Source organism: Schlesneria paludicola DSM 18645 (assembly GCF_000255655.1).
Taxonomy (GTDB): Bacteria; Planctomycetota; Planctomycetia; order Planctomycetales; family Planctomycetaceae; genus Schlesneria; species Schlesneria paludicola.
The window spans coordinates 199,885-223,927 of the sequence record NZ_JH636438.1; the positions used below are offsets into that span (position 1 = coordinate 199,885).

Consider the following 24,043-nt stretch of genomic DNA (forward strand, 5'->3'; position numbering starts at 1 on the left):
CGTCACACATCGATCGTGTTGGTGAAACAGATGTAATCGTTCACAGGCCGGGACTGGCTCATTTTCCCGCGGTCAAGGAAAGGACTACTCGAGTCGATCCACTCGGGATTCCAATTGAACCGGGAAAATGTGCCTGTCCCCCGCTCTTCGGGTTGTGAACAGTTACGAAACAGCAAGATCGAGCGGCGAATCGATTCCTCACCGAACGTGAGCCTGATCGAGCAATGCAATCTCATCAGCATATTGATCGATCTGATCGACTATTGCGAAAGGGGTATGGTTGAAAGGGGCGCGGTGAGGTTGAGTGGTTCGAGAAACCACTCGCCTTCTGGATAGCTTTCTGGTTCGGGCTCGGGAAGCTGTTCACCGGTGAGCTCTCGAACGGCCCAGCGAGTCGCAAGACCCAACGGCGTCGGAGGTGTCCCATTCGAAATCGTTTGCCGCATCGCGGGGGCCTGATCCTTGCCGTTCATTCGGGCAATGGAGACGACACACAACCGTTTGATCAGTAAGGGTTCGGGATCCTTGTCCGAGTTTTCCAGGAATCGCCCGATCAGGCGACTGCAGATTGCATCGTTCGAGGTTCCGGCGTGTAACATTCCGAGTGCCCAGATGGCCGCACCTCGGGAACGTGTCATCGTCAAATCTTTCGGGATGTAGTCGAGCATCAATGATTCGGCGGCCTGAACGTTCATCACTCCGCACGCTTCGAACAGATGGGCGATCTGCTCGTCGACGCCTCGTATGGATCGCTGCTTGCGTTCGTCCGTCTGGCGTCGAATTTTGTCGACAATTTGGGGCGCAGAAAGAGGTTCCGCAAGTTTTCGAAGTGCCCATGCAGTATTGATCATGACTTCTGGTCGTGTCGATTCCAGAAGTGCGACAAGTCGGTCTGCCGCGGGTTTGTGCTGGAGCGAGCCCAGGATTAAAGCCGCATGCGATTGCCCTTGCCAGCGATCACCATTCAAGATGTTCATGGCGGCGGACCGAACGGCTTCGTCAAATTCAGGTTTCAATGCCAGCTCACCCAGGTTGCTGGTGACCAATGTGCGGACGGATGGATGGGGATCGTTCAACAGCATCGCGAGCCGTTCGATGTGCGGAATTGTTGGCTGGCGGAGATACGCCACGGCTCCTTCTTCGCGAACATGCTGATCTGCGTGGCGCATGGCGGTCTCTGCCAGGGGAAGAACGAGTTCTGGATTGATCTCATTCAGCCGCTTGAGAGCCGCAGCGGCGATCGATGCCTCGGGGTCGCTCGCCAGGTTGTGCAGCAACTGACAAGCATCTGGAGATGAATGTCGGGCAAGCAAGCGAATGGCACAAAGTTGATCGATGAATTTGGATGGGGGCCGTCCGCCACTCAAGCGGCGAGCTTCCGATTCAAGCCCCGACTCGACCATGGCTCCGGCGGATTGTGCGGCTTCGAGTCGAATCGAACTTCGTCGAGTTGGGTCCATGATGATCTTCATCAGCAACGGACGAGCGGCTGCGTGGCGGGTCAGCCCCAGTCCGCTGATGGCCAGAGAGATGTCGGTGGGAAGTGCCTCGGAGGACTCCAGCCGTCTGATCCAGACGGCGTGTGCCGGGGCAAAGTCCCAGCGAGCAATTGCAGGTTCGACGAGCAATCGCAGATCCGCACCGTGTGACAATCCTGCCTCAAACAATTTCGACGCAGAGTGTCGCGATTCGAGCACGATCAGCGCGCGGGCCGCGGCATAGCGTGCCGCTGGGTGCGAGGAAGGCGCCGTTAAAATCGTTTCCAAAACCGGGGCCAAGTCGATCAAGTCCGGAATCCCATGCAAGTGGGCCCGAGCGACCGTCTCGGCGGTCATTCGTTGCAGATCGATCTCTGGCCTTTGCAGTGCCTCGAGCCAGAGACTCTTGAAATCGCGATGGAATCGTTTCACCGGCGCGGGGGGATGAAATTCCGGATTGGACTCCATCAGGAAGTCAGGGACAAGTTCCGCGTTTCCCGTCGATGCCACAGTGAATAACAGGGCTGCGATCGCCCAGGCTCGAGTGCAATGCAACATGGCTGAAGTTTTTCCGAGAAAAGACGTCTCGACGGAGTAGGTGTTCGGTGTGGCCGCGGCATGCGGCGCGTTCGTGACAGTGACGCGCGAGAGGGCTGCAAAGGGACGAATCAGTCCGTGAGCGGAGTTTTCGCCGTACTGGCCCAAAGCTGTAGTGCCAGAGATTCGATTCGCCAGTAGTTCACTTTGGCACTCTGATTGATTTGCGTCGGAGCGAGGCGTTGTTCGTCGGTCCGGTTTTGATCGGCAGCGGAGTGAGTCAATTCGGGACGATTGGGGTCTCCGGCGCTCAAGCCGAGAGAGAGGCGTCCTTCGTCGTCCAACGTCAGAGAGTCGGCATCGGAAATTTCAATCGACAACGAACCGACAGGATCCATGACCGTCTTCAGGCTGATCACGGACCCATCCTTCAGGCCGAAAATTTCAACACGCCCCACGGGGCCGGCCACCTTGAGATCGATTCTCGCCCGACGCAGGGTCAGAGGGAGCAGTTCGCGCGGGATCATGAAGTTCAACCAGCTCAAGCCAGGTGTCGAACGTTCCTGCCATTCATTGCGCGTTGCGTCCCACATCGTTGATGGCAATGATCCATCTGGATTTCGGCGATTGAAGTAGTTCAAAAACGGCGATGGAATAAAGATCTCTGTGCCGCTCGCGGGACGTTCAAGCACCAGCGGCAAGGCGACAAGCGACGTTCCCCGCCGTGCCAGCCCTTCTCCGAACCGGAAACCGTTGTCCCAAGGCTCGGACCAGAACATGAGTTGCGGCCGGTCGGGATAGTCTTTGCGTTTTGGGTTCGTCAGTAGCGACTCCAAGGTCCGGCGACGTCGATTCTGCTCGTCACTTAAAAGTCCGGCACTCAGGAATTGATCACGTTCGAAAATGTCCTCTGCGCGGCCGATGAATGTGCCGTCGGCCTTCAATGCCACCCCCATTCGCCCATTGCGGGTTGCCAGGATCGCATCAGATCCGACGGGCAATTGTCCCGAGTATTTCCCCACGACGCCGTTGGAATTAAACGTGGCATGGGCCTGCAGGCGGTCGATCACGGTCTGGGACTGAGTGAACGAAGTTGAACGAAGCCCCGCCGCTTGTGGCAGGTTTTCCCAATGACAGGTGCCCAGATCGGTGGTGATCATGCGGCGCGACGTCCCCTCCAGGCCAGTCATGTCGGGAATCATCCGGCCACCATTCGTGACTTCAATTGTGGCCTGGCTTCCTTCTGGCTGGAAAATCGAAAGTAGGCCCTCCGTCCGAATCTCGTCGGTTCCTCGGATGCCCTGGATGAATTGCACACTCGCCAGTGTCGGAGGAATGGCTTGGCGACTCGTTCGGCCGATCATGATCAATCCAGCGCTGACAATGATGGCCAGAATTGAGCCCATCCAGCTGACATGTTCCAGGCGCCCCGAAAGATTGAGCCAGGTTCCCAGCGCGAGGATACACAGGGAAAACCCCAGCAAAGTTCCCACAATCGCACCCCACGAAGGGATGGTGTAGCCGATGTATTCCCGGACTTGTGGTTCAATCGTGTTGAGTGGAAGCAGTGGCGGGTTTCGCGGACTGAAGAAGTCGCGGGCGATGGTGGTGAGCGGCGACGCGGCAATGACGTTCGATGTCTTCAGCGGGTCGGTCGGCTGCTCCATACTTTCGGGTCGCGGTCGTACCCATGCCCGCGCCCCAAGTGTCGTGAGCAGCAGCTTTCCATCACCGCACGCTTTCGTCATTGCAACGGGCCATCCGTTGACCGAATAGCTGGCCGTGAAACTTGGATTTACGATTCGAACCAAGTCGACGGGATCATCGTAGTCGACCGTTTCGGCTTCGGTCATTTCGGTATCGGTCAGAGCTGAAGCCTTGTCGATGCGAACGGAAGTGAGTCCGACGCGATCCACGACATGGCCAGAAAAATCATCACCCAGCAGCCGCTTCAAGACGACGGGGTCGACTTGATCGAGCATGACCCACAGATTGCCGCCTGCATGCAGCCAGGCACGCAGGGCTGTCGTTGCTGCGAAGTCGTCCGTGATTCGGCCGTCGGCGAGGATAAGGTGATCAAAGGTTTTAAGTACGCTTTCATCCGCGGGCAGAAAGGGATCGTTGAGGATCGTAAATCTGTTGGTGAGCTGCTGTCCGACTCGGCCTGCTACGATTAAGTCCGCAATCTCATTTCCCGGCTCCGTGGATGCAATTGCCGAATCGCCAAAGACGGCTGTGTTGCGTCCTGCCTGTGCAACCAGGATTGCGGCATCATGAAATCGCTGGCCCGATTCGTTTCGGATCATGACTTCATTGGACTCTGAGGCGTCGAGGATCAGAGAGCGGAGGTTGAGATTCCGGCCTGGTGCGGGATCGCACTTCGGAACGAGAATCGGGTGCGAGGTGCGCAGGATCGACTGTTTCGGAAGCCAGACTTGCCGACCATATTGCAAACTCGGATCTTGATCGAAGTACGTCGTGCAGAGAACTTCGCGTGATTCTGACCGGGCGTTGACCAGGTTGATTCGCAAATCACCCCATGTTTCAGGGGCATACGTATAAGGCCCCGTGTTGGAGCTTCCAACGACCTTGTATTGGAAATCAGGCTTCGAAGTCGTGTCACTCGTACTGCGGACTGGAATGGGTTGGCCCCAGGCCGGTGAAGTCAATGGAAGGATCGAGATTGTCAGCAAGGCCAAGACAATCAATCGATTTCGCGATGGGGCGATAAAAATAGAGCTCGGCATAGGGCATGACTGGATATTGAAGTTCAAAGATCGTCAATGAAAACGACGGAAGTCGTCAACAACAGGGTGAAGTCCGACGGAGAAAGGCAAAGAGTTCCCTTTGACAACTCAAAGGGAACTCTTTGCGACATTCACGTTATCAGCTTCGTTCTGGGCTGATCCTACTCACTTTGTGGTGAGCTCAATTGTTCCCAGATCCACGGCCTTGTTCACGACCGTAAACTCGATCTGCGATTTCTTTGGGTCGCTGTAACGGCCCTTCAGTTTGTCAAGCTTCTTGTACTCGCGATTCAGGACGTCGTACTCTCGCCACTCCACTGTGACGAGATAGTCACCGGCAGGAGCGCCATCACCGTCCCGATAGGTCACGAGTTCGAAGGTTCCGTCCGGCTTGGATTCGCAAGACGGCGCCTTCTCGATCTCCGTTCCCGCGGAATTCTTCAAAAAGCAAACCAGGCGAACCGGCGGGGTGGGTGTTTGGCCATCGACCACGACCGATCCAGTCACCTTAAACGTCGGCTTCTGGTTTGGCTCCAGTTTGATACCGGGACCACACCCCACGCACAGGGCGGAAATCAAAAGGCTCCCCACCAGAGCTGAACCCAACTGCCTGAAAACCATCGAAACACCTTATGAACTCTGACGGTGCAGTAACGCACGGACGATCGCATCCCGCGACCAAATCAAGAATCATCGACCGAATCATTCGGCGATGGACGCTAGTTGAACTTCAAGCCCGAGCCGACACGTTGATGAACTTGCAGCGAGCAAGCGAATGGGCCTGCTCGCTGCTTCACGAACCTGTCTGCACAGACCGCTGTGTCACTAGTCGACGACGGACGTCGTTTCGCCCATGAACGCGGTCAAGGACCCACCGAAGTTCGGAGCCGCGACGTTTTCACTGACGAATCGCACGGCGCCGTCAACCATCAAGAAGTGAGCGCCACCCACATGAAATGAGTGATAGCTACCTCGAGCATTGGTGCAATTGATGGCACAAGGACCACCATCATCAGTGACTCCGCTCACGGTCACGGTCGATGTTGTCGCATCGTTGTTCGTGCCCATGGTCCAGTTTTCGCCAATCAGAAAATCGCCCCAGCCAACTCCGTTGGTGACGGCATTGATATTGCTTGGGCCAACGATCGCCGGATTGGTTGTCGGGGTTTGCTTCACATACATCGTGGTGCTCCCGGTGCGCTCACCGACGCAGATGGTATTCGAAGACCCATCCGTGATATCCTTGAAGCTTCTGACGCTTCCGCCCGAGCCAGCGACGGCAAACGCACCATTTCGTTTGCCGGAGATGCCGCCATTGTAGGTGTACAACGAGTAAGCCTTGCGAACTCCCGATGTGAGGCAATAATCGCCTCGAGCATACGGAACGGTCAACGTCGTGGCAGGGAAGCCTGTGGCCAATGCACCGGCCGGAATCACCGGGGTGCTCAGCTCGGGAGCGGCGCTCGAAGGACATTTCCAGGCGGCCAACTGCGTGCGGACGACGACCAAATTGGCGGCGCATGCTGCGGCATCATAGCTGCCGGGCTGGTCTGTCACGGGGACAGAGCTGTTGTAGAGGTTGTACAGCGGTCCTTGATCAATGTACGGGAGCAATCGCACAGCAAACCCTGAGACGTTCAAATCACCAGCCGCAACCGCATTGACGTAGGCCGGCGGGAACACGAGGTTGGTGTCGTGATAGTTGTGAATCGCCAGACCAAGCTGCTTCAAATTGTTCTTGCATTGCGTTCGGCGAGCGGCCTCGCGGGCCTGCTGCACAGCGGGAAGTAACAGCGCGATCAGGACAGCGATGATCGCAATCACCACCAGCAGTTCGATCAGCGTAAATCCATGTTTACGCAAAATCCCATTTTGTCTTGCCACGTAACCGTCTCCAGAAAATCCACCAAACCAACAATAAAAACCAGGAACTGAGAATCGAGCCCACTGGTTCAAGCAAAATAAAAATATGCCATCATGATTATCTGATTTTGAATACCAGGGCCGATTGTGAATCTTTCACGCGGCTTAATTAATTCAAGCGAGAATCATGAGTCAAGGAATAAACATCTACTCAATTGGCAAAAACAATAAAGATCTTCAAGGCAACTTTTTTTCCGAATGAACTACCTGCCTTGGATTGCCGACGGAGCTGTTCCACATCGACGAAGCTGGTTTACGCACAAGCTACCCTTGAAGTCAATGCATGGTGTCAGGGGGCGGAAGTTGATTGTCGAAGACTTTTTGTATTGACTGAAAATCAGGCGATGCGCGGCGTTTGAAGGCTGCTGGTGTGTACAAATTTGGTGTGCGCGTCTTTGTGTAGTGTACAGAAGATGTGATTGTGTCTGGTGCAATAAGTTTATTGTGAGGAATGCTGCTGTTGGAGTGGACAAACGAGCGGTTGTCCGTTGCAAAGAGTGTCTATTGCTTGTCAGCGAAGACGGGATCATTTTTGATTCTCTTGCAATAGCTGTTGTGTGTTCAGTTGCGGTTGTGTCGTGATTGATACGGATGTGCATGTGTGTTGGCTACTGATTGTTACCAGCCTTGGCGGCCCGTTCAAAAAATGAGGCCAGGTCTCCTGGTGTCAGTACGAGTTTTGTTCTGTAGTAAGTCATTTTTTTATTTCAGCAGGCTGTGAGATCGTCGGCAGGTATCACCTTTTCGCACATGACGAGATAAGAGTACGGACTGTCAATTCGTGTTGGCGCTCTGGTTGTGTCTGTCTCGCGGTGCGCGGCGAGTACGGCTGATCGCCGATTTAGAGTCAATTGCCTGGGCGGAGTCGTGGCGAGTCAATGACAGCTCATATGCTCGGGTATCAGCAGGCAATCGTGTCCCGCTTGTGACGCGTAAATGGGTGTATTGAGTCTGGTGAGAGGCTTCACGGAAGTCGGTTGAGTCGTCTCGGGAAAATGCTTGGCGTGGAGCCGTGTTTGTACAGCGCGCAAATGCCCTGCGGCTGTTGTCGCGGATGTGGTGCCCAAGGAATGTTGTTGGGTCAGGGGCTTCGTTTCAAGATGCGTGCGTCGTCGCCATGGTGAATCGTGGTAACGACGAATCGGGGGATGCGTCGCTCGGAGTCGCGAAGGCGTCGTCACGAAAGTGAGTGGCGCGTCCACTCTGTCGTGGCGAGTGCGTAGGCGTGTCTGCTTAGCCCGGATGTGACACAGGTCCTGTTCTGGTGAATCGATTTTCGGGATGTAATCCGTAGTTGGTGTCTGGGCGGCTGAGTTCAGGGTGGATTTTGTGAATTTGAGAAGTCTTTGAGGGCTCAGGCGACGGATTTTTGTGGTTGAGTCCCGGGCGCGCGAACCGATCCCATGGCCGTCATCGCGGTGAGTCAAAAAGCAAGAGGAAGTCGGCTTGGATAACGACACATTTAACGGCATCCAGCCGGGATGCTTCAAGTTCGTCAAGATTTGCTGAAACAATTCTTGGTGCGGGTACGCCTGTGAAAATGAGAGGACGATTCGCCGCACTCTGACCTGAATGCTGCCTCCGATTTTTTCAACAGCTGGTTTCGGATCGTTGAAATCTGCGCGTCGGCTAACGCGGCTCCCTTGAGGCCGAATTTCCGCAGCGCGATATGCAGCGCATACGCCATTGTGAAGAACAAAACTCGCAATTGATTGGATTTGAGTTAGTGAGTGCTGGTCCGGTCGGCGAACAGGTACAACTGCTGTTCTTTGATCCGATTCTCCAGCTCACCCCGCGCACAGTAGAGATCGTCGTAAAGGGTTGGGCACGCCAGCGACCACCATCCGGGAGATAGTTCACGATGAAACGCGGATTGCTGTCCTTGGCCAAATGTTTTGCCTTACCAATGACGCGGCACGGGCTCGACCAGCTCGTTTTCGTGGTGTCGACGAAATCTTTATAGACCCGCGAGGCGGTCCCGTTCTGCTCGAACAGCACCTGAGCGTCATGCAATTCTTTTCCCGAGATCTTGAGCAAGCGTTTGTTTTTGGCGAGGCCAAACAGGCAATCCGCCCGGTTTTGCTCGCACCACCGCATAATCGGTTCCCGGCAGAATCCACTGTCTCTTCGGACGATGATCCGCACGTCGGGCCAGGCCTGACTGAGCTTGGCCACAATCCGTTTGAGCGGTTCCACAGTTCCCTCGCTGGCATCGAGGTTGGAAGGCCGTCACAACGCCAGTAGTGGGCAGCCATCGCAAAAATCGTACAACGGCAGGTGGCAATCATTCCGATAATAGCCATGAAAGAAATTACCGAGTTGGTCGCCATGGATGGGATCATCCGTGGCGTCGAAATCGATCACCAATTCTTCCGGGACACTTTGCTTGGCGCGCATGTGGATGAAAGGGTCCACCAGCGTGTCCTGCAATTGGCCGATCGCGGCGACAAACTTCTTGTAACGGCTTTTGGCCCCGACTCTCGCTGGGGTGAGCTCCAGCCGATTGAGCGTACGTCTACCCACCAATGGCTTGCCCTGGTCGTCGGGATTGAGTCGGTCGGCTCCCGTGAAGTCCTTGCGTCCACAGAGAGGTGCCAGCAAAGGGGCATGCCGCAGTCGTTCATGATCGTTGAGATTCTCGTATCCCAGAGCCAACCCCATGACGCGTTGCAGACGAGGTTCCTCGACCGAGAATTCAATCAATTCCTCATCTCGATGGCCGGTAAAACATCGGGCAAACTGTCGCACGATCTCAAGCCGCTGTTCGACTTCTTGAAACAGAAGACCTCCCGCGTCTCATGTGACCATTCCCCCTTGAAATCCACGACAATGTCTCGACGAGCGTGAGACTAAAAAGAAGCCTCTGTTGTGTACACTCTGCCAGATGACGAGACCGCCGTTTCCACGGGTAAAATGTTGCGTGGTGACTACACTTTACGCGAAAATAGCTGTCTCGTTTACTTTGCGCTGGGGGCATCCGGGTTAGTCCCGGAATGCGCTTCGACCGGCAACTGATAAGGCATCCAGGATACCCGCCGGATACGCTAAGTGCGCGGGGAGTGTCGGAGGACGGCGGGGGTGATCCCGCGTCCTACACGATTCCGCACACGAATGTCGAAAAGGTTTCAAACATTGCAAATGCACCGCGAAGATGCACGAAGAATTGCAGTGTGAACGATTCAGTGCGTTGCGAAGAGGGAATCACGAACGGAGCAAGCCGCTTAATGCTTTGTCAGCCTGCTTGCCGCCTGTGCTTCATATTTCTGGGGCGTTTGAATCCTGAATTGCGCCCCCCCCAGCGCGAAGTCGCCTCGTCCTGGTGCGCCGTCCCTGGAAGTGAGAGGCTTTCTGACTCTGCCAGTTCGGGGGATATTTACAAATTACTTTCCAGGACCCTTAGAGGACAATTCAATCGTTCCTGCGTCACACTTTTGACCTTTGATAACGGTGACCTTAAAAGTCGACTTTTTCAGATCAGCGTACGCGCCCTTGAATTTATCAACGGGAACCAGGGACGGCTCAAGCCACTTGAAGGCGAGCACATAAGTTCCTTCGGGGAGTCCATCGCCGGTCTGGTATGTTGTCAGCGAGAACTTGCCATCTTTGTCTGTTGTCGTCGTCAGCGGGTATTTGATCGCCGATGATTCACCATCGGACTGGCAAGTGACTTCAACCATTTCCGCAGGGTTTCCGTCAACAAAGACGATGCCTGTGACAGGCGATGTTGGTAATCGAGGCCCACCTGTAGGAGGCTGGTGGCAACCAATCAGAAGCCCCGTCACGAGGAGCATTAGTCCGTGCTTGATACCCGTCATCTCTTAAGGTCCTTCATCATTCGTTGATATCAGCGGTTATTGAAAAGCCAGTACTTGACTTGGTTTAAACGCGGATTGAAGCGCAGAATTCGTCAGCAAAAATGCGAACAGATGCAGGGGGTTCTTGCCCGCATCTGTTCGCCATTGTTTTTGAATCGGCGATTAGAATTCGCCGACAACTTCGCCACCACTTCGCGAGACCAGAGCGGCCATGGTGATTCCACTCATGTTCTGATTGAGAAAGCGAACGGCTCCGTCGCCCATCAGGCCATGTGCGCCACCGACATGCCACGAATACAATCCTGCGGCATCTTGCAATGGGCGTGAAGTGCTCATCTTAGCGTTCGAGCAATTGATTGCGCATGGGCCGCGATCCGTGTTCGTACCGCCGTCATAAGGACGACCCGACAGTTCCCAATTACCACCAAATGGGCAGATCCAGGCACCGCCGCCAATCAAAGACTGGTAGGCGGCTTCATCGGATGCCGATGCTGGGGCAATCACCTGTCGTTGGGCGTGATAAAGCTGATTCCGGCCTGCAAGCTCGCCCACCATCATCGTGTTTGATGTGCCATCGGTCATATCCGAGATGCGACCACCACTTGGGATGTTCCATGATGAAACGGGGAAGTTCGCGTTCATGGTTCCGCCCATCGCCCAACCATCAAGAACTTGGCTGTTCGTCACATTGTTGACGACATTCAGGAATTTGTCCCGGACGCGGTTCGTACAGACATAATCCGTCGCACCGGCGTTTGTCAGGGTCCAGTTCGCGGTGCTCAGGCCGACTGACGTCAGCAGTGCAGAAGGGATTGTGTAGGTAATGCTGTTCGAGGCACGTGGCGTAGACGGGCAAAGGAATGCGGGCAATTTCGTCTGACCAGCGGCCGCATTCACCGGGTCGTAAGCCGACATATTGAAGTTATACAGATTGTAGACATTGCCCTGATCGAGCATCGGGAGGATAGCCAGCGACCAGACGTTTGTCGTCATCACCCCGCCGACACCGCCACCGCTACCACCAGCATTCGAGTTCATCAGGGCTGGCAGTGGGAATCGCAGATTCACGTCGAGGTAATTGTGAAGCGCCAATCCCAGTTGCTTGAGATTGTTTTTGCATTGCGTGCGCCGGGCAGCTTCACGAGCTTGTTGCACTGCTGGAAGCAGCAATGCGATGAGGACGGCGATGATCGCAATCACCACCAGCAGTTCGATCAACGTAAACCCGCGTTTACGCGCTGCACTAACCTGTCTTGCCATGGTCTCGTCTCCAGAAAAACAACCGAGGAACTAAGGTAAAAATCCAAAATCTAATGAGATTTGGGCTCAGTCAGTTGAAGCGGAAGGGCGATGTGAATCAATCGTCTTGAGACAAGTCGAATTCCGGTTTTACGGCTCAGTCAACTTTTATAGTGGCTCGGGAAATCGTGCGCCAAGGAAAATCGTGTCAGTCAGAACGTTTTATTTGCAAAGGACTTGCGTTAGAGCAAGTCGGGTTCCAAATCGACTGGGATGGGTGAATTCTTCATGAACATTGGACAGAAATACCCACACCTCTGGCCCGCATCCTATGAAGGTACTTATGTTTACCTTGCGGCAGATTCGGAAGTTTCAGCCATTTTTCAGGATGCGGAGAATGTTTGATCAGTTGCAAAACCGTATTGCATTTCAACTACGACGATTCGCCATTTCACTGCGAATTGCTTCGGTGTACTGAGCGTGCGTGCTTATGGGTGTTGCATTATTGGTTGTGTTCGGGACTAGAGCCCGAGAATCCAGGAGTGCATGCGCGGATGCAGTCGGGGTTTTTCGGTCTTCGACCTGCTTCCTTATTGATCGCATGGGTTCTCTGGGATGAGTTCAGAAAGGCAATTTAACGCCAAGTCGCAAAGAAGCGGAGGCGCCAAGAGGAAATGCGGCGGCGGCTATTGGCTTCACATTCTTTGCGTCTCCGCGCCTTTGCGTTTCCTTCTTTTCTTTCCGAATCCGTTTGGACATTGAAATCAATTCCCTCATCTTGGATTCGCCCGTCAGAGTCGATTTGCAACGCGATGAATTCCGTCTTTTACAAGCCGTTCGCCAAAGTTGATGACAAGAGCGAGTTTGAGATTGGTCAGGCGCAAGTATGTGAGCGTCTGCGCTTCGAAGACTTCGTGGTATTTGCTCGTCGCTTTGCACTCGACAATGACCAGATCGCCTACGATCAGATCGACTTTTAGGGGTGTGGCGAGAAGTTTCCCCTTGTATTGGAGGGGTAGGCTGACCTGCCTCGCAACATTGAGGCCGCGTTGAGTCAGTTCCCAAGCCTATGCCTCTTCATACACCGACTCCAGCAAGCCCGGTCCACCTAAAGTGCGATGTACTTCAATCGCGGCGTTCACAATTTGATTCGCGATTTCATTCTCGGTCATCGACTTGCATTCCCGCTGATCACGTGGCCAATGGAATGAGTTCAGAAAGGCAATTTAACGCCAAGTCGCAAAGGGTAAATGCGGCGGGGGTTATTGTCTTCTCATTCTTTGTGTCTCCGCGCCTTTGCGGCTTGGCGTTAATTTCTTTTCGAATTAGTTTGTGTCTTTGCCCCTATCGCGTGAGTCCTTGTGCCTTGTCTTCAGATATTTCCAGCGTCATTTCCAAAATGAACGGTCTAGCGTGCGATAGTTAATCGCTTCGCTGAGATGGACGGCGGAGATGTTTTCGGACGCTTCAAGATCGGCGATGGTTCGGCTGATTCGCAGGATCTTGTCGTGAGCCCGAGCCGAAAGGCCCATCTCTTCCATGGCGTTCTTCAATAGGGACTCGGCATCGGATTCGAGCTTGCAGTACTTGCGAATCTGTGACGGCAGCATTCGTCCGTTCAGGCGTAATGATCCTTTCCCAAATCGACGATGTTGGATTTCCCGAGCGGCGATCACTTGAGCTTTCATCGTTTCGCTGTTGGTCCCGGCAGCGGAATCATTGGAAAGTTCACGAAACGGAACCGGCGGAACTTCGATGTGGATATCAAGACGGTCGAGCAAGGGGCCGCTGATGCGTGACATGTACCGCTCGATCTGCATCGGTGTGCAGTTGCATTGGCGTCTCGGATCGCCGTGATACCCGCAGGGGCAGGGATTCATGGCCGCCACCAGCATCAGATTGGCGGGGAACGTCAGGCTGCCCATGGCGCGACTGATCGTCACCATCCCGTCTTCCAGCGGTTGCCGTAACACCTCCAATGTGCGTCGGTTGAACTCGGGAAGTTCGTCGAGAAACAGCACGCCATTATGCGCCAGGCTGATCTCCCCCGGCGATGGCACACTCCCCCCGCCGACCAGGCCGGCTTCGCTGATCGTGTGATGCGGAGCACGAAAGGGGCGTTGCAGCATCAGTGGCTGGCCCGGCTGCAGGCGACCCACCGCGCTGTAAATTCGTGTTGTCTGCAGACTTTCCTCGGGTGCCAGCTCAGGCAGGATCGTTCCCAGTCGGGATGCCAGCAACGTTTTGCCTGTTCCGGGGCTTCCCAGCATGAGCAGGTGGTGCGCACCTGCGGCGGCAACGGTGACGGCACGTTTGGCGGATTCTTGTCCGCGGACGTCGGAAAAATCGACTCCGTACTGGCCAAATGCGACGAACGCGTCGGTCCAACTGAATGGCTGGGGGGCAATTTCGAGTTGGCCGCTGAAAAAGCCGACTGCTTCGGTCAATGAGCCGACGGGGATTACATCGATTCCTTCCACAACGGCCGCTTCAATCGCATTTGTGGCGGGGACAACGAAGCCGCGCAGGCCCTGCTCTTTCGCGGCCAATGCCATGGAAAGAGCCCCTTTTGCGGGGCGGATGGAACCGTCCAGAGCCAACTCACCAATCGCGGCGTACTGAGTCAGCACATCGGACGTCAATTGTCCACTGGCGATGAGTTGTCCCAAGGCGATCGGCAGGTCGAACGACGCCGCTTCTTTCGGCAAGTCGGCCGGAGACAGGTTGATCACAATCCGATCGGATGGTCGGACATACCCGCCATTCACGAGGGCCCGTTCGATGCGATGGGTGCTCTCACGAACCGCAGCCTCGGCCAATCCGACCAGGATGGTTTTCGGGATGGCTCCCGGCGAAATATCGACCTCAACTTCAACCGGAAGCGCATCGATTCCCAGCAACGAATAAGTCGTCAGTTTGGCGAGCATCGTTGACCGGTACTCCGAACGTCAGGATTGAGAAACAAATCGTCCTGACTGAGCCAATTCGCGTGGGGCGGACAGCGTCATGAGCGATGAGTTAGCGCAATTTGCAACAGGTTGACGATTGTGTCAGTTTCGTCAACGCATGTCAGCCCTGCTGCCGCGGAATTCGTTCTCTCGCGATGATGTGGCGAAGGAAGCGACGCTCAACGGTGAAAATCAGAGTGCACTGACCTGTCAGGCACCTATTCGTGTTCGCCGGTGTCGATCTGATTGGACTCTTCGTCGCCACCCTGGATTCTTGTCATCCGATCGACGGTATCGCGGTAGTCGTAGTCGATGGCGAGGATTTCGGTGTAATGCTTTTCGGCATCCGCCTTATCGCCCGCTTCTTCGGACAGGCGTCCCAGGTAGTAGTGACATTCCTTGAACGGAATCGGGTTGTCGTTTGCATTCAGTTTTTCGAGGGCTTTTTCGAACTGGCGCTTCGCAAGGCTGTTCTGCTTCTTTGCCAGGAAGCACGATCCCAAACTGGCGAGCACCTGAGCTTCGATGCGGATGTCCTTCGAAGCGGCCTGCAACAAGGGGATCGCCTTGTCAAACTTCTTGGCACGCATGTACCGCTTGGCCAGTTCGTGTTTGAGTCGCAGGTCGTTCGGATATCGATCGACGCGTCGGCTGAAGATTTCAATCTCTTGTTGCAAAAGTTCGGTCGCCAGTTCGGCGACATCCAGCCGCGATTGTTCGTTTGATGGATCTTTCGAGGCCGATTCCTTGGCGAAGTTCAGATTCCGCCGGACCATATCCAGCTCAACGTCCTCCATCTGTTCGCGAATGTTGGGGTCATTGCTGACGTTCAACGCCAGTTTGAAGGTGTTCGCGGAGTCTTCCAGCTTTCCGTTACGGCGATAGAAATCGGCCAATTTCAAATAGTGAGCAACGTTCGCGGGTTCTTTACGAGTCATTCGCAGCAGGTCGGCTTCTTCTGATTCACCTGGTGCCAGGACTTCTTTCGTGGTTTTGACGTTGCCTTTGACGGATTCTTCGTAGCCCTGTTTGGGGGCTTCGTTTTTGACTTCTTTCACATCCTGAGTCGATTTCGCCTCGTCATACCGACCACGATTGATCGTTTGGTCGGCGCCAAGTCCCATGATTTTTGAACGGATGGAACCATTCAGTGGATCGAGCTTGCCAATTCGTTCCAGGGTGGCGATGGCGGCGGAGTAGTTGCGTCGCAGTTCGTGGACATCGGCGAGGGCTGTGAGGAATTCGACGTTTTTCGGAGCACCGTCGGGTCCGACAGCCAGTTCGTAATAGAAGACCGAGATTTCGAGAAAATCGCGTTGGCGTGCGGCGTCACCCAGGTCTGCGTTGAACTGTCCATCCCAAGGGTTCAGAGCGTGGCCTTCGAGCGCCGCGATATCCATTTCCGACCAATTCTTGGCACTGCGCGCTTTCTTGAGCCGCGAACGAATCCCCGGCAGCTTCATGAACGTCATGCTGGCGCCGGTTTTGTTGTCTTTGTATTTCTTCCGGAGGCAACCGGTCAGCGACTGGCGATAAACGAGATTTTCCGGCTGGACTTTGGCACAGGTCAAAAGCATTTCGACCGCGTAGTCCCAATTCTGCTTTGCCATCGCTTCCGTGGCGCGTTTGAAGCAATCGGACGCGAGTTTGCGTTTACGGATCTCTTCGGGGGAGTAGCCAGAATCAGACATTGTGCGATCTCAGCAAGGTCAATCATCGTCAGAGACTGTTTTGCTCAAGAGTACCACAACGTACGGACCGAACCCAATCAAGAAAGGGTTGCTTTTAACGGGATGTCGCCGGCCGTCGCGTCGCTCACACGACGAATTCGCCGTGCTCCACGAACCGGCGGGCCGATCTCTCGGCGATTCGCGACAGATCAAAGAGCGAAAAAGACGAGATGCGAGCAGCCAATGGCGGCTCGCACCTCGTCTTTTTGATTTCGGACGTGATGGCCATCGCGAAAAATCAGTCGCGTTTGCGACGATACCGCTGTGGCTCAAACGACGTTTCCACCGTTCGGTGGGCTTCTTTCGCAGCCGCGTTGGTCATGTTCGGCTTTTGCAAATCCATTTGTGTGTCGTTCGCCGCAAGGCCGTTGGATCGATGGGTCGCCGACTTCTTTCGAGGAGCCTTTTGCGCGGTGTCGACAGGGGCTGATTTTGAACGGCTGTCGGATTCATGCAGCAGGTCGTGGGTGAATCGTTCGGTGGCTTCATTCACGATGACAATGCGACTCATCGCACCCGGTGTTCGGGGGCGAATGATGCAGACAACTTCCGCGCCGACATAGTCGGAAATGGATGAGTTTGCGGTCCCGCCTGATCGCGATGCTTCGTTCAAAAGGCTGACGACTTCCTCATCAAGGCGTTGTTGGTTCGCGGTGGCCAAGGCGTTGTTTGCCGAATTGAAATCTGGGGCAGACGGGGGTGGCGTTGCTTCCACCAGGGCTCCGCCCCGATCAGAGCCGGGGATTGATGGCAGCAAGTGGTCCAGTTTACATCGGCCGAGGAGCTCCGCCACGGGTTTCAATCCGGTGTAGATCCCGCGTTGATCCTTGGGATCTGCGGCGATGCAGACGCCGACGATTTCCGCACCACGGAACAATCCGCCGCCCGAACGTCCCAGTTGAGGGATTCCATTGCATTCGATGTTGTCTGGGCCGTCATATCGATTGATGGCGGTAATGGAGTGCTGTTGGACGCTGGGGGGATCACCGCGGCCGCAACCAATGCTGATGACGCGGTCGTCGACAGAGAGTGGGCTATGAGCGAAGCCGAGTTTGATCGAAGTCAGGCGTTCGGAGCATGGAATCTCAAGCAATCCCAGGTCGGCGCCCGACGGATCGAATTTCAGAATGGTTCCGATGGCCGTCTTCGGATGGGATTGCCCGTCGACGTAGTAGTTCACTTCGATGACCGCGTCCTTGCCCAGTTTTCGGAAAATGTGACCGCAGGTCAGGATCACTGCATGATCGTCCTGTGCGTCGATAATGGTTCCCGAACCAAAGTGGACTCGCGAGCCATCCGTGACGCGGATCCGTGTGCTGGCGGCCATCGGCAATTCCACCAATCCCGTGGCAACGAGCCCTTCTCCTGGGTTTTGGCCGCGAATCGTGTCCTGTCCGTCGGTGGGCGTCAGTTTGGTTTCGGGATTCTTGGCGAACAGCGACGGCAGCTTTGGCGTCTGCTTCTTTTCCTTGGTGGCGGATTTGCCTGCGTCCGCGGTGGAAATCAGTTGGCCACCCGTCCGCGAAGGCTTGGCGGTGGAATCGTCGTTTCGACTCTTTTGCAGCATCGTCATCATCTGCCGCAGATTTTTCTCACTCGTGGGGCCGACGATTCGGTTGAGTTCCCGGCCGTTGGAGACCAATACAAAGCAGGGAATCGATGTGACGTTGTACTGTCGGGCCAACTCGGCTTCGCGATCGATGTCGACTTTGCGGATCGGCAGTCCTTCTCGTTCCAGTTTGGAAACCAGGGGGCTCATTTGCTGGCACGGACCGCACCAGGTGGCAGAGAAGTCGAGCAGAATGTTGTTTTGGTCAATCGCCTGGGCCGAGATGGTTGTCGTCACCATCATTCCGCCCGCGATGGCGAAGAGGAAAGTGCCGCAGAGGAAAAGTCCATTCCAGAACCCCAACGGAGATCGCGATCGCGATCCATTCGTGGCGTGTGATCGTCGATCATGCGCGCTTTGAGAGAAGTTTCGGTCGGTCCCTGAAGAGGTGGCGGTCAACCGTGACAAAGTGTCCGGCGAGTTGGGAACTCGATCCTGCATGAACTCGGCCTCCGTGCCTTTTTGTAAATTTTCCAATCGAGGCCGTCTTGCGACGGTCATTTTTACAATTCGGACAGATTCGAGCCATCCATGGCCGAAGTGCCTGTTCCGTATTGAGTTGTTTCGATCATACTGAACTGACGGTCACCGCATCCCACGAAGACGAGTCAGTTCAAAATCCGATCGAATGGCAACTACGACTGGCATCGAGAGAGTTATGCACAGTTTATGCCAATTTGAATTTGGAGATCGCGATTTCAGGGCGACCTTCAAGAGATGAGGAACCGTCCGTCCAAAGCGGTATTGACGGGTTGGAATACCGGTCATACGATCCCAACGCTTAGCTGTTTCGATTTGTGCATAAGAGTGTAGTCATTCCTTCGTTCGTTGATTGGTCGGAGACGTGCGCGGTCTCCACATGATAGAATCAACTCACGCAGGTTGGGCGGGTCCACAGGATGTGACCAGCATGCTCTGCCAACCAGCAATTCGTTCTCTGACTGTGCTGGCCCCAGCGAAGCTCAATCTTTTCCTGCGCATTGTGCGGCGTCGAGACGATGGGTTTCACGAGCTTGAAACCGTGATGACCGCCATCAATCTGTTTGATACGTTGCGGTTTGACTCCTGTGACTCGTCAGAGATCCAGCTTCGTGTGATCATGGCGGGCACACGGAATTCCCTTACATCCCCTTCACAGCCGATTCCAACGGGGCTCGATAATCTCGTCGGGCGCGCGGCGCAGTTGATCAGGCAATATGCGGGTGTCAGTCATGGCGTGCAGATCACTCTCACCAAACGAATTCCTGCTGCGGCCGGGATGGGTGGTGGTTCGAGTGACGCGGCAGCAACGTTGTCGGGATTAAATCGTCTCTGGAACCTCTCATTGTCGCGGGCCGAGTTGCTGGATCTGGCCGCGCAACTGGGAAGTGACATCGGTTTTTTCCTGGGAGGGGGCTCGACGGCGGTTTGTCGCGGACGTGGTGAAATTGTCGAGCCACTGTCGCACTCTGCCGGACTGCATTTTGTGGTCGCGCGACCGGCGACCGGTCTATCGACTCCTCAAGTCTTCAAGCACTGCCGTCCCGATGATCAAGGTCCCGATTTAGAGTCGTTTGTTGAGTCGATGAAACAGTCGAACTCATCGCGCCTGGTGCGATTGTTGCACAACGGATTACAGGGACCCGCCGAATCATTGAATCACGAGGTTCAAGAACTGCGTGAACGCTTCTGTTCGCTACCAGTTCTGGGGCATCAAATGAGCGGAAGTGGTACATCATATTTCGGGATCTGCGCTTCGGCGCGTCACGCTCAAACAGTTGCGGCGCGTTTGCGGGCGTCGGGCGTTCCTTGGGTTCACATCGCACGAAGCTGCCCATAATTCGGGCGTCAAATGTCAGGTCAGAATCGTTTCATTCGTCGACATTCAAAAACGAAACAGATTTTTTAGCACTATCTTCATTCGGATGATGCACGCGGCATTGGATAGCAGGCAACGTTCGCGATTCTCGGTGCCTGGCCAAGTTGCGGTAAGAGGGCGGAATGGCTGAATTGGGTATTTTCTCATGGCGCTACATGGGTTTTGGGAAGTGGTTATGGACGTCAGGAACCTTCTCTTCGATGCGGAGAATTCGCCGCGATTGAAGACCGGTTAAGGAGAACTGTTGTGGAAATCACCGAGATTCGCATCAAATTGATGAGCGATCCAAACGAGCGATTGCAGGCGTTTTGTTCGCTGACCTTCGATGGCAGTTTTGTGATCCGCGACCTCAAGATTATCCAGGGCACCAAGGGCTCGTTCGTCGCGATGCCCAGCCGCAAGCTGACTGATCATTGTCCACGATGTTCAGCGAAGAATCATTTGCGAGCACAGTTCTGCAATGAATGTGGTGTCCGTCTGCACCACGATCGGGCCGCCAAGTCGGACGATGGCCGCGCCAAGTTGTATGCGGACATCGCACACCCGATTAATTCCGAATGCCGCGAGATGATTCAAGAGCAGGTGCTGATCGCTTATGTCAGCGAGCTCGAGCGTTCCAAGCAGCCGGGTTATGTCTGCATCTATGACGACTACGGCGAGGACAACTTCGCACGTCTGTGTGAGGACGACATTGGTGACTTTGAATCCAGTCGCCTTCATCGAGGCGGCGACGCATTTCATCGCCGTGACAACAGAGAGAGCCACCAGACGGCCCCGCATCTGAATGGTATTGAGGCGTCATCAAACCAATTCGCCGTGGCACAGCGGACTCTTCGCGACGACGAAGAAAAGTTTGGTGCCGGGATTATCTGATGCGGTCTTGAATGGTCACGGCTCAGAACGAGCGTTGGACGGCGAAGTCGGCGATCTCGGCCAGAATGCGTCGTGCGGGTGTGCTCGGGAGCAGTTCGAGTTGCCGTCGTGCGTCTTGGGCGAGAGTCTTTGCGCGCTGGTTTGTGTAATCGAACGCGTCACTTCGTTCCAGGTACGGCGTCAGTTGTTCGCGTGTCGTTTCATTCGGCCGTGCGAGCAGTTGTCGAATCTTGACCGCATCTTCGTCTCGCGATGTGCTGAGCAGTCGAATCAATGGCAGGGTCAATTTCTGCTTCTGCAGGTCACTGCCCAGCGACTTGCCGGTTTTTCGTTCGTTTCCTGTCAGATCAAGTACGTCGTCTGCGATCTGGAATGCCAGTCCGAGTGATCGGCCGTATTGTTCCATGGCGGTGATGATGGTCTGGTCGGCCTGAGCGTAGCGGGCACCAAGATGGCCGCACAGCGCCGTCAATTCTGCGGTCTTTCCGTCGATGATCTTGAAATACGTTTCTTCGGTCAGATCGAGATTGCCACGTTCTTTGATCTGCGACAATTCGCCTTCGCACACGACGTTTGTGGCCCGGCCGATGCGTCGGCAGGCGTACGTCGTGTCGAGACTGCTTGCGAGATGGAAAGAATGCGTGAACAGATAGTCGCCGAACAGCACGCTCGTTTCGTTGTTCCAGCGGGCATTCACCGTCGCAACATGGCGACGCGTCTCGGCTTCGTCGAGCACGTCGTCGTGAACAAGCGTGGCCAGATGAATCATTTCGACCACGGCTGCGAGCACTTTGTGATCGTGCTGAATTCCGCCCGCGGCTTTGGCTGTCAGGAGGAGCAACATGGGGCGCAAACGCTTGCCACGAAAGCGAGTCGAATGCTGCAGAATGTCGCTGACATACGGATTGTCGCTGCCGAGTTCTTCTGCCAGAACTTGTTCGGCCTCCAACAATTCTTTTCCGATGGCTTGTTCAACAGCCGTCAGCACCGGAACACCCTGCTGCATTACCGCGTCGCCTGCTATCTGATGGGTCATTTCGCACCGTGACTTCAAACCGGAAACTCTGCTTCGATCCCATGGAACGAAAGAGAAACCGCAATCGACTTGCGAAGGTTAACACTGTCTTGTCAAAAAACGCCAACTTAGCGGCCAGGCGCCAAGTCTTACTTGCTTGTCGCGTTGCCGACAGGAAATGGGTTTTGACGGACAATTCCTCCGGCAGAGCTTAGGTTATCGGCTGGTAGTTGGAAACGCCAATGGGTCACACAATTCGTCGGCCAGGGAAAGACGATCTTTTCCACCAGAGAACCGGGGACGATCGTCCCTGTGTTTTGATTCTCAATGCGTGATTTTCGAGGCTTCGAATTGCGTCCCTGTCATCAATTTCGCATGATTTCAGTCAGTCAGAATGCCTGAATTGTGGCGTGGTTTGATCGTCGTCAACGAATCGAATCACGCATGTCGGCAAAATGCCGTCAGATTGATTTCAATTCAACTGTTTTCCGAGCGGCGACGCACACCATGGTGGAAAGTCCTGTGGAATCTTCTGGCATCGATCCTGCTTCGACCGACTACAGTCGCCGTTATCTGGGTGGCTTCATGGCACTGGTCGTTTTATCAGCGGGAATTCAACTGCTTGTCGGCTTTGCGGTTGACGTCAATGTCAGCGACGCCCTTCGGTCACAGCCAACGGTGGCACCGACGTTCACCGGCTCAAGTCAATCGTATTCACTTCGGCCAGGGTCGACGGCGGTTTGGCAAGGTCAGGTCTGGGTTTCCGCAACACCCTCCAGCATGCCCGGTGCATGGCCCGCTGGGCGGAATTCTCCGTCATCGCGCCTGTTGACCATCGATCTGACGACAGGCACTGTCAAAGATACGGGCCTTGTGCTTTCGCCAGCACCGGTCGGAATGTTGGTCGTCGACAATATCTTGTACGCCGTCACCCCGTCCGTGGTTTATCGAATTGACGGCAGCCAGGCGATTCCGCGAAGTCCGCGCCGCAGTCTCAATCGCCCGACGGCTCCGTTTGTCTACGAGGGGCGACTCGCTGTTCTCGAGCGAAGCCGCGATGGTGAACACCTGCTTCTTACCTGGAACGAGGGCGAATGGGAGGTGATGGGGCAGACACAGCTCCCCGGTACGATTTCGGAATCGGTACTGGGGGCGCCGGACTACTCCGAGGTCAGTGTCGTCATTGCCGAAGGGAAGTCGTTTGTGTTCTTTTCGAATTGGGCCGCGACACATCAGCGTGAAGGTCTTGTGATTGAGCCCGTTCAAGATGCAGTTTCTGCGTTACATCCCGTCAATCGAAGGCCGGTCTATGACGACCGAACAGTGTCACAGCCCCTCAGCCCAAGGATGTTGCAGGGATGGCGAGGGATGCCAAGTGGCTTCAGCACGCAGGTACCGTCCCAGGAAATGTTGATTAAAGAGGACCTTTGGGCGGCCTGCGTCCCCGCGACGAATACCGGGCTGTTGCTTTACAAATTCGAAGATGGTGGCTGGGTCTTGAAGATTATGCCGGCCGGTCTCGTTCTCACGTCGTTCAGCGTCGTGACCGGGCCAACAAACTATCTTGTGACAGACAATCTCCGGCTGTTTGTGTTCGATGACCCCGTCAACCCGCGGTTGATCGGACAGGCGGCCGCGGTTGCGGTGCGACGATTGCAGTCGCGGGTATTAATTGGCTGGCTATCGCGGTACGTCCTGGCCGCGGCGGTCCTCGCTTTGGGCGCGTCGTGGCTGATGAGAAAGTACCGATCACCGCAATATGTCTACGGCCACCGCCATGCGACACATGCATCGATTCTACGTCGCGGGGTGGCACGGATGATCGACACTGTCATGCTGGTTTACCCCGCATATCTTGGATTCACGCGAGCCCTCAGTCTTGATTCCCGTACGCTGGCAGCCACTTCAGAGCGAGTTTCGGACGCGATTGTGCTTGCGGTTCTTGCCACGTTCGGAATTTGGAGTCTCTCGATTTTTGCCGTTAGCGTGATCGAAGGCTGCTGGGGCGTGACCCCGGGAAAATGGTTATGTGGGATACGGACACTACGGACGACCCTGCGTCCGTGCGGAGTTGTCCGGGCGCTCGCGCGCGAGTTGCTCGTTTATCTCGACAGTGTTTTCCTGCTGGCGTGGCAACCCGGGATGATCTTGATCGGCCTGACAAAGCATTGGCAGCGTCTGGGTGATCTTGCTGCCGATACCGTCGTTGTGCGGAATCCAGATCGGACGAAATGGAATTCCTGACCAATCCACGACCGCTTGTCCATCCCT

At 55.1% G+C, this 24,043-nt stretch carries 14 protein-coding genes and 2 pseudogenes; 3 read left to right on the plus strand and 13 right to left on the minus strand.

The window, feature by feature from the left end:
- Nucleotides 1-260: 260 nt before the first annotated feature.
- The 12 genes and pseudogenes from OSO_RS0140745 to OSO_RS49290 all read right to left on the minus strand — a co-directional run bounded on the left by OSO_RS0140745 (nucleotide 261) and on the right by OSO_RS49290 (nucleotide 18,467).
- The gene (locus OSO_RS0140745) at nucleotides 261-2,036 is read right to left on the minus strand and encodes a HEAT repeat domain-containing protein (protein WP_157606259.1); all 1,776 of its coding nucleotides are present in this window, start codon (nucleotides 2,034-2,036) and stop codon (nucleotides 261-263) included.
- Nucleotides 2,037-2,146: 110 nt separating this feature from the next.
- A complete protein-coding gene (locus tag OSO_RS0140750; RefSeq protein WP_237729407.1) occupies nucleotides 2,147-4,714 on the minus strand; it encodes a hypothetical protein in 2,568 nt (855 codons plus the stop codon).
- Between the two features lie 213 nt (nucleotides 4,715-4,927).
- Nucleotides 4,928-5,383, minus strand: a complete 456-nt coding sequence (locus OSO_RS49275; RefSeq protein ID WP_010588442.1) for a hypothetical protein — start codon at nucleotides 5,381-5,383, stop codon at nucleotides 4,928-4,930.
- A 204-nt stretch (nucleotides 5,384-5,587) separates the two neighbouring features.
- A complete protein-coding gene (locus tag OSO_RS0140765; protein ID WP_010588443.1) occupies nucleotides 5,588-6,646 on the minus strand; it encodes a DUF1559 domain-containing protein in 1,059 nt (352 codons plus the stop codon).
- Nucleotides 6,647-8,408: 1,762 nt separating this feature from the next.
- The gene (locus OSO_RS52780) at nucleotides 8,409-8,519 is read right to left on the minus strand and encodes a transposase (RefSeq protein ID WP_390512119.1); all 111 of its coding nucleotides are present in this window, start codon (nucleotides 8,517-8,519) and stop codon (nucleotides 8,409-8,411) included.
- 23 nt (nucleotides 8,520-8,542) lie between these two features.
- A pseudogene (locus OSO_RS52205) lies at nucleotides 8,543-9,469 on the minus strand (IS1380 family transposase); the annotation flags it as partial.
- A gap of 596 nt (nucleotides 9,470-10,065) precedes the next feature.
- Complete coding sequence (locus tag OSO_RS47115) at nucleotides 10,066-10,500, minus strand: hypothetical protein (protein WP_010588446.1); 435 nt, start codon at nucleotides 10,498-10,500, stop codon at nucleotides 10,066-10,068.
- A gap of 162 nt (nucleotides 10,501-10,662) precedes the next feature.
- Nucleotides 10,663-11,760 (minus strand): DUF1559 domain-containing protein, encoded by a 1,098-nt coding sequence (locus OSO_RS0140795; protein WP_010588447.1) that lies wholly within the window; start codon nucleotides 11,758-11,760, stop codon nucleotides 10,663-10,665.
- A 770-nt stretch (nucleotides 11,761-12,530) separates the two neighbouring features.
- Nucleotides 12,531-12,911 (minus strand): annotated as a pseudogene (locus tag OSO_RS50315) (GxxExxY protein).
- Between the two features lie 216 nt (nucleotides 12,912-13,127).
- A complete protein-coding gene (locus OSO_RS0140825) occupies nucleotides 13,128-14,666 on the minus strand; it encodes a YifB family Mg chelatase-like AAA ATPase (RefSeq protein ID WP_010588450.1) in 1,539 nt (512 codons plus the stop codon).
- A gap of 239 nt (nucleotides 14,667-14,905) precedes the next feature.
- Entirely contained in the window at nucleotides 14,906-16,378 is a 1,473-nt protein-coding gene (locus OSO_RS0140830; protein WP_010588451.1) for a tetratricopeptide repeat protein, read from the minus strand.
- 277 nt (nucleotides 16,379-16,655) lie between these two features.
- Entirely contained in the window at nucleotides 16,656-18,467 is a 1,812-nt protein-coding gene (locus OSO_RS49290; protein WP_162130594.1) for a thioredoxin domain-containing protein, read from the minus strand.
- A gap of 469 nt (nucleotides 18,468-18,936) precedes the next feature.
- On the opposite strand from OSO_RS49290, the gene ispE reads away from it, so the two are divergent.
- Both ispE and OSO_RS0140855 read left to right on the plus strand, forming a co-directional pair.
- Nucleotides 18,937-19,845, plus strand: a complete 909-nt coding sequence (ispE, locus tag OSO_RS47130; RefSeq protein ID WP_010588453.1) for a 4-(cytidine 5'-diphospho)-2-C-methyl-D-erythritol kinase — start codon at nucleotides 18,937-18,939, stop codon at nucleotides 19,843-19,845.
- A 285-nt stretch (nucleotides 19,846-20,130) separates the two neighbouring features.
- Nucleotides 20,131-20,757 carry a SpoVG family protein gene (locus OSO_RS0140855; protein ID WP_010588454.1) on the plus strand — a complete coding sequence of 209 codons (627 nt, stop codon included), beginning with the start codon at nucleotides 20,131-20,133 and terminating at the stop codon, nucleotides 20,755-20,757.
- A gap of 22 nt (nucleotides 20,758-20,779) precedes the next feature.
- Here OSO_RS0140855 and OSO_RS0140860 read toward each other — a convergent pair whose 3' ends face one another.
- The gene (locus OSO_RS0140860) at nucleotides 20,780-21,793 is read right to left on the minus strand and encodes a polyprenyl synthetase family protein (protein ID WP_157606263.1); all 1,014 of its coding nucleotides are present in this window, start codon (nucleotides 21,791-21,793) and stop codon (nucleotides 20,780-20,782) included.
- Between the two features lie 501 nt (nucleotides 21,794-22,294).
- Between OSO_RS0140860 and OSO_RS49295 the strand changes: the two genes are divergently transcribed.
- Nucleotides 22,295-24,016, plus strand: coding sequence for an RDD family protein (locus tag OSO_RS49295; protein WP_157606265.1), 1,722 nt, complete (start codon nucleotides 22,295-22,297; stop codon nucleotides 24,014-24,016).
- Nucleotides 24,017-24,043: the final 27 nt, after the last annotated feature.

Excerpts from the sequence above, each read along its gene's own strand:
- OSO_RS0140745 (WP_157606259.1), bottom strand. The coding sequence starts at position 2,036 with ATGTTGCATTGCACTCGAGCCTGGGCGATCGCAGCCCTGTTATTCACT.
- OSO_RS49275 (WP_010588442.1), bottom strand. The coding sequence starts at position 5,383 with ATGGTTTTCAGGCAGTTGGGTTCAGCTCTGGTGGGGAGCCTTTTGATT.
- OSO_RS47115 (WP_010588446.1), bottom strand. The coding sequence starts at position 10,500 with ATGACGGGTATCAAGCACGGACTAATGCTCCTCGTGACGGGGCTTCTG.
- OSO_RS0140795 (WP_010588447.1), bottom strand. The coding sequence starts at position 11,760 with ATGGCAAGACAGGTTAGTGCAGCGCGTAAACGCGGGTTTACGTTGATC.
- OSO_RS0140825 (WP_010588450.1), bottom strand. The coding sequence starts at position 14,666 with ATGCTCGCCAAACTGACGACTTATTCGTTGCTGGGAATCGATGCGCTT.
- OSO_RS0140830 (WP_010588451.1), bottom strand. The coding sequence starts at position 16,378 with ATGTCTGATTCTGGCTACTCCCCCGAAGAGATCCGTAAACGCAAACTC.
- OSO_RS49290 (WP_162130594.1), bottom strand. The coding sequence starts at position 18,467 with ATGCAGGATCGAGTTCCCAACTCGCCGGACACTTTGTCACGGTTGACC.
- ispE (WP_010588453.1), top strand. The coding sequence starts at position 18,937 with ATGCTCTGCCAACCAGCAATTCGTTCTCTGACTGTGCTGGCCCCAGCG.
- OSO_RS0140860 (WP_157606263.1), bottom strand. The coding sequence starts at position 21,793 with ATGACCCATCAGATAGCAGGCGACGCGGTAATGCAGCAGGGTGTTCCG.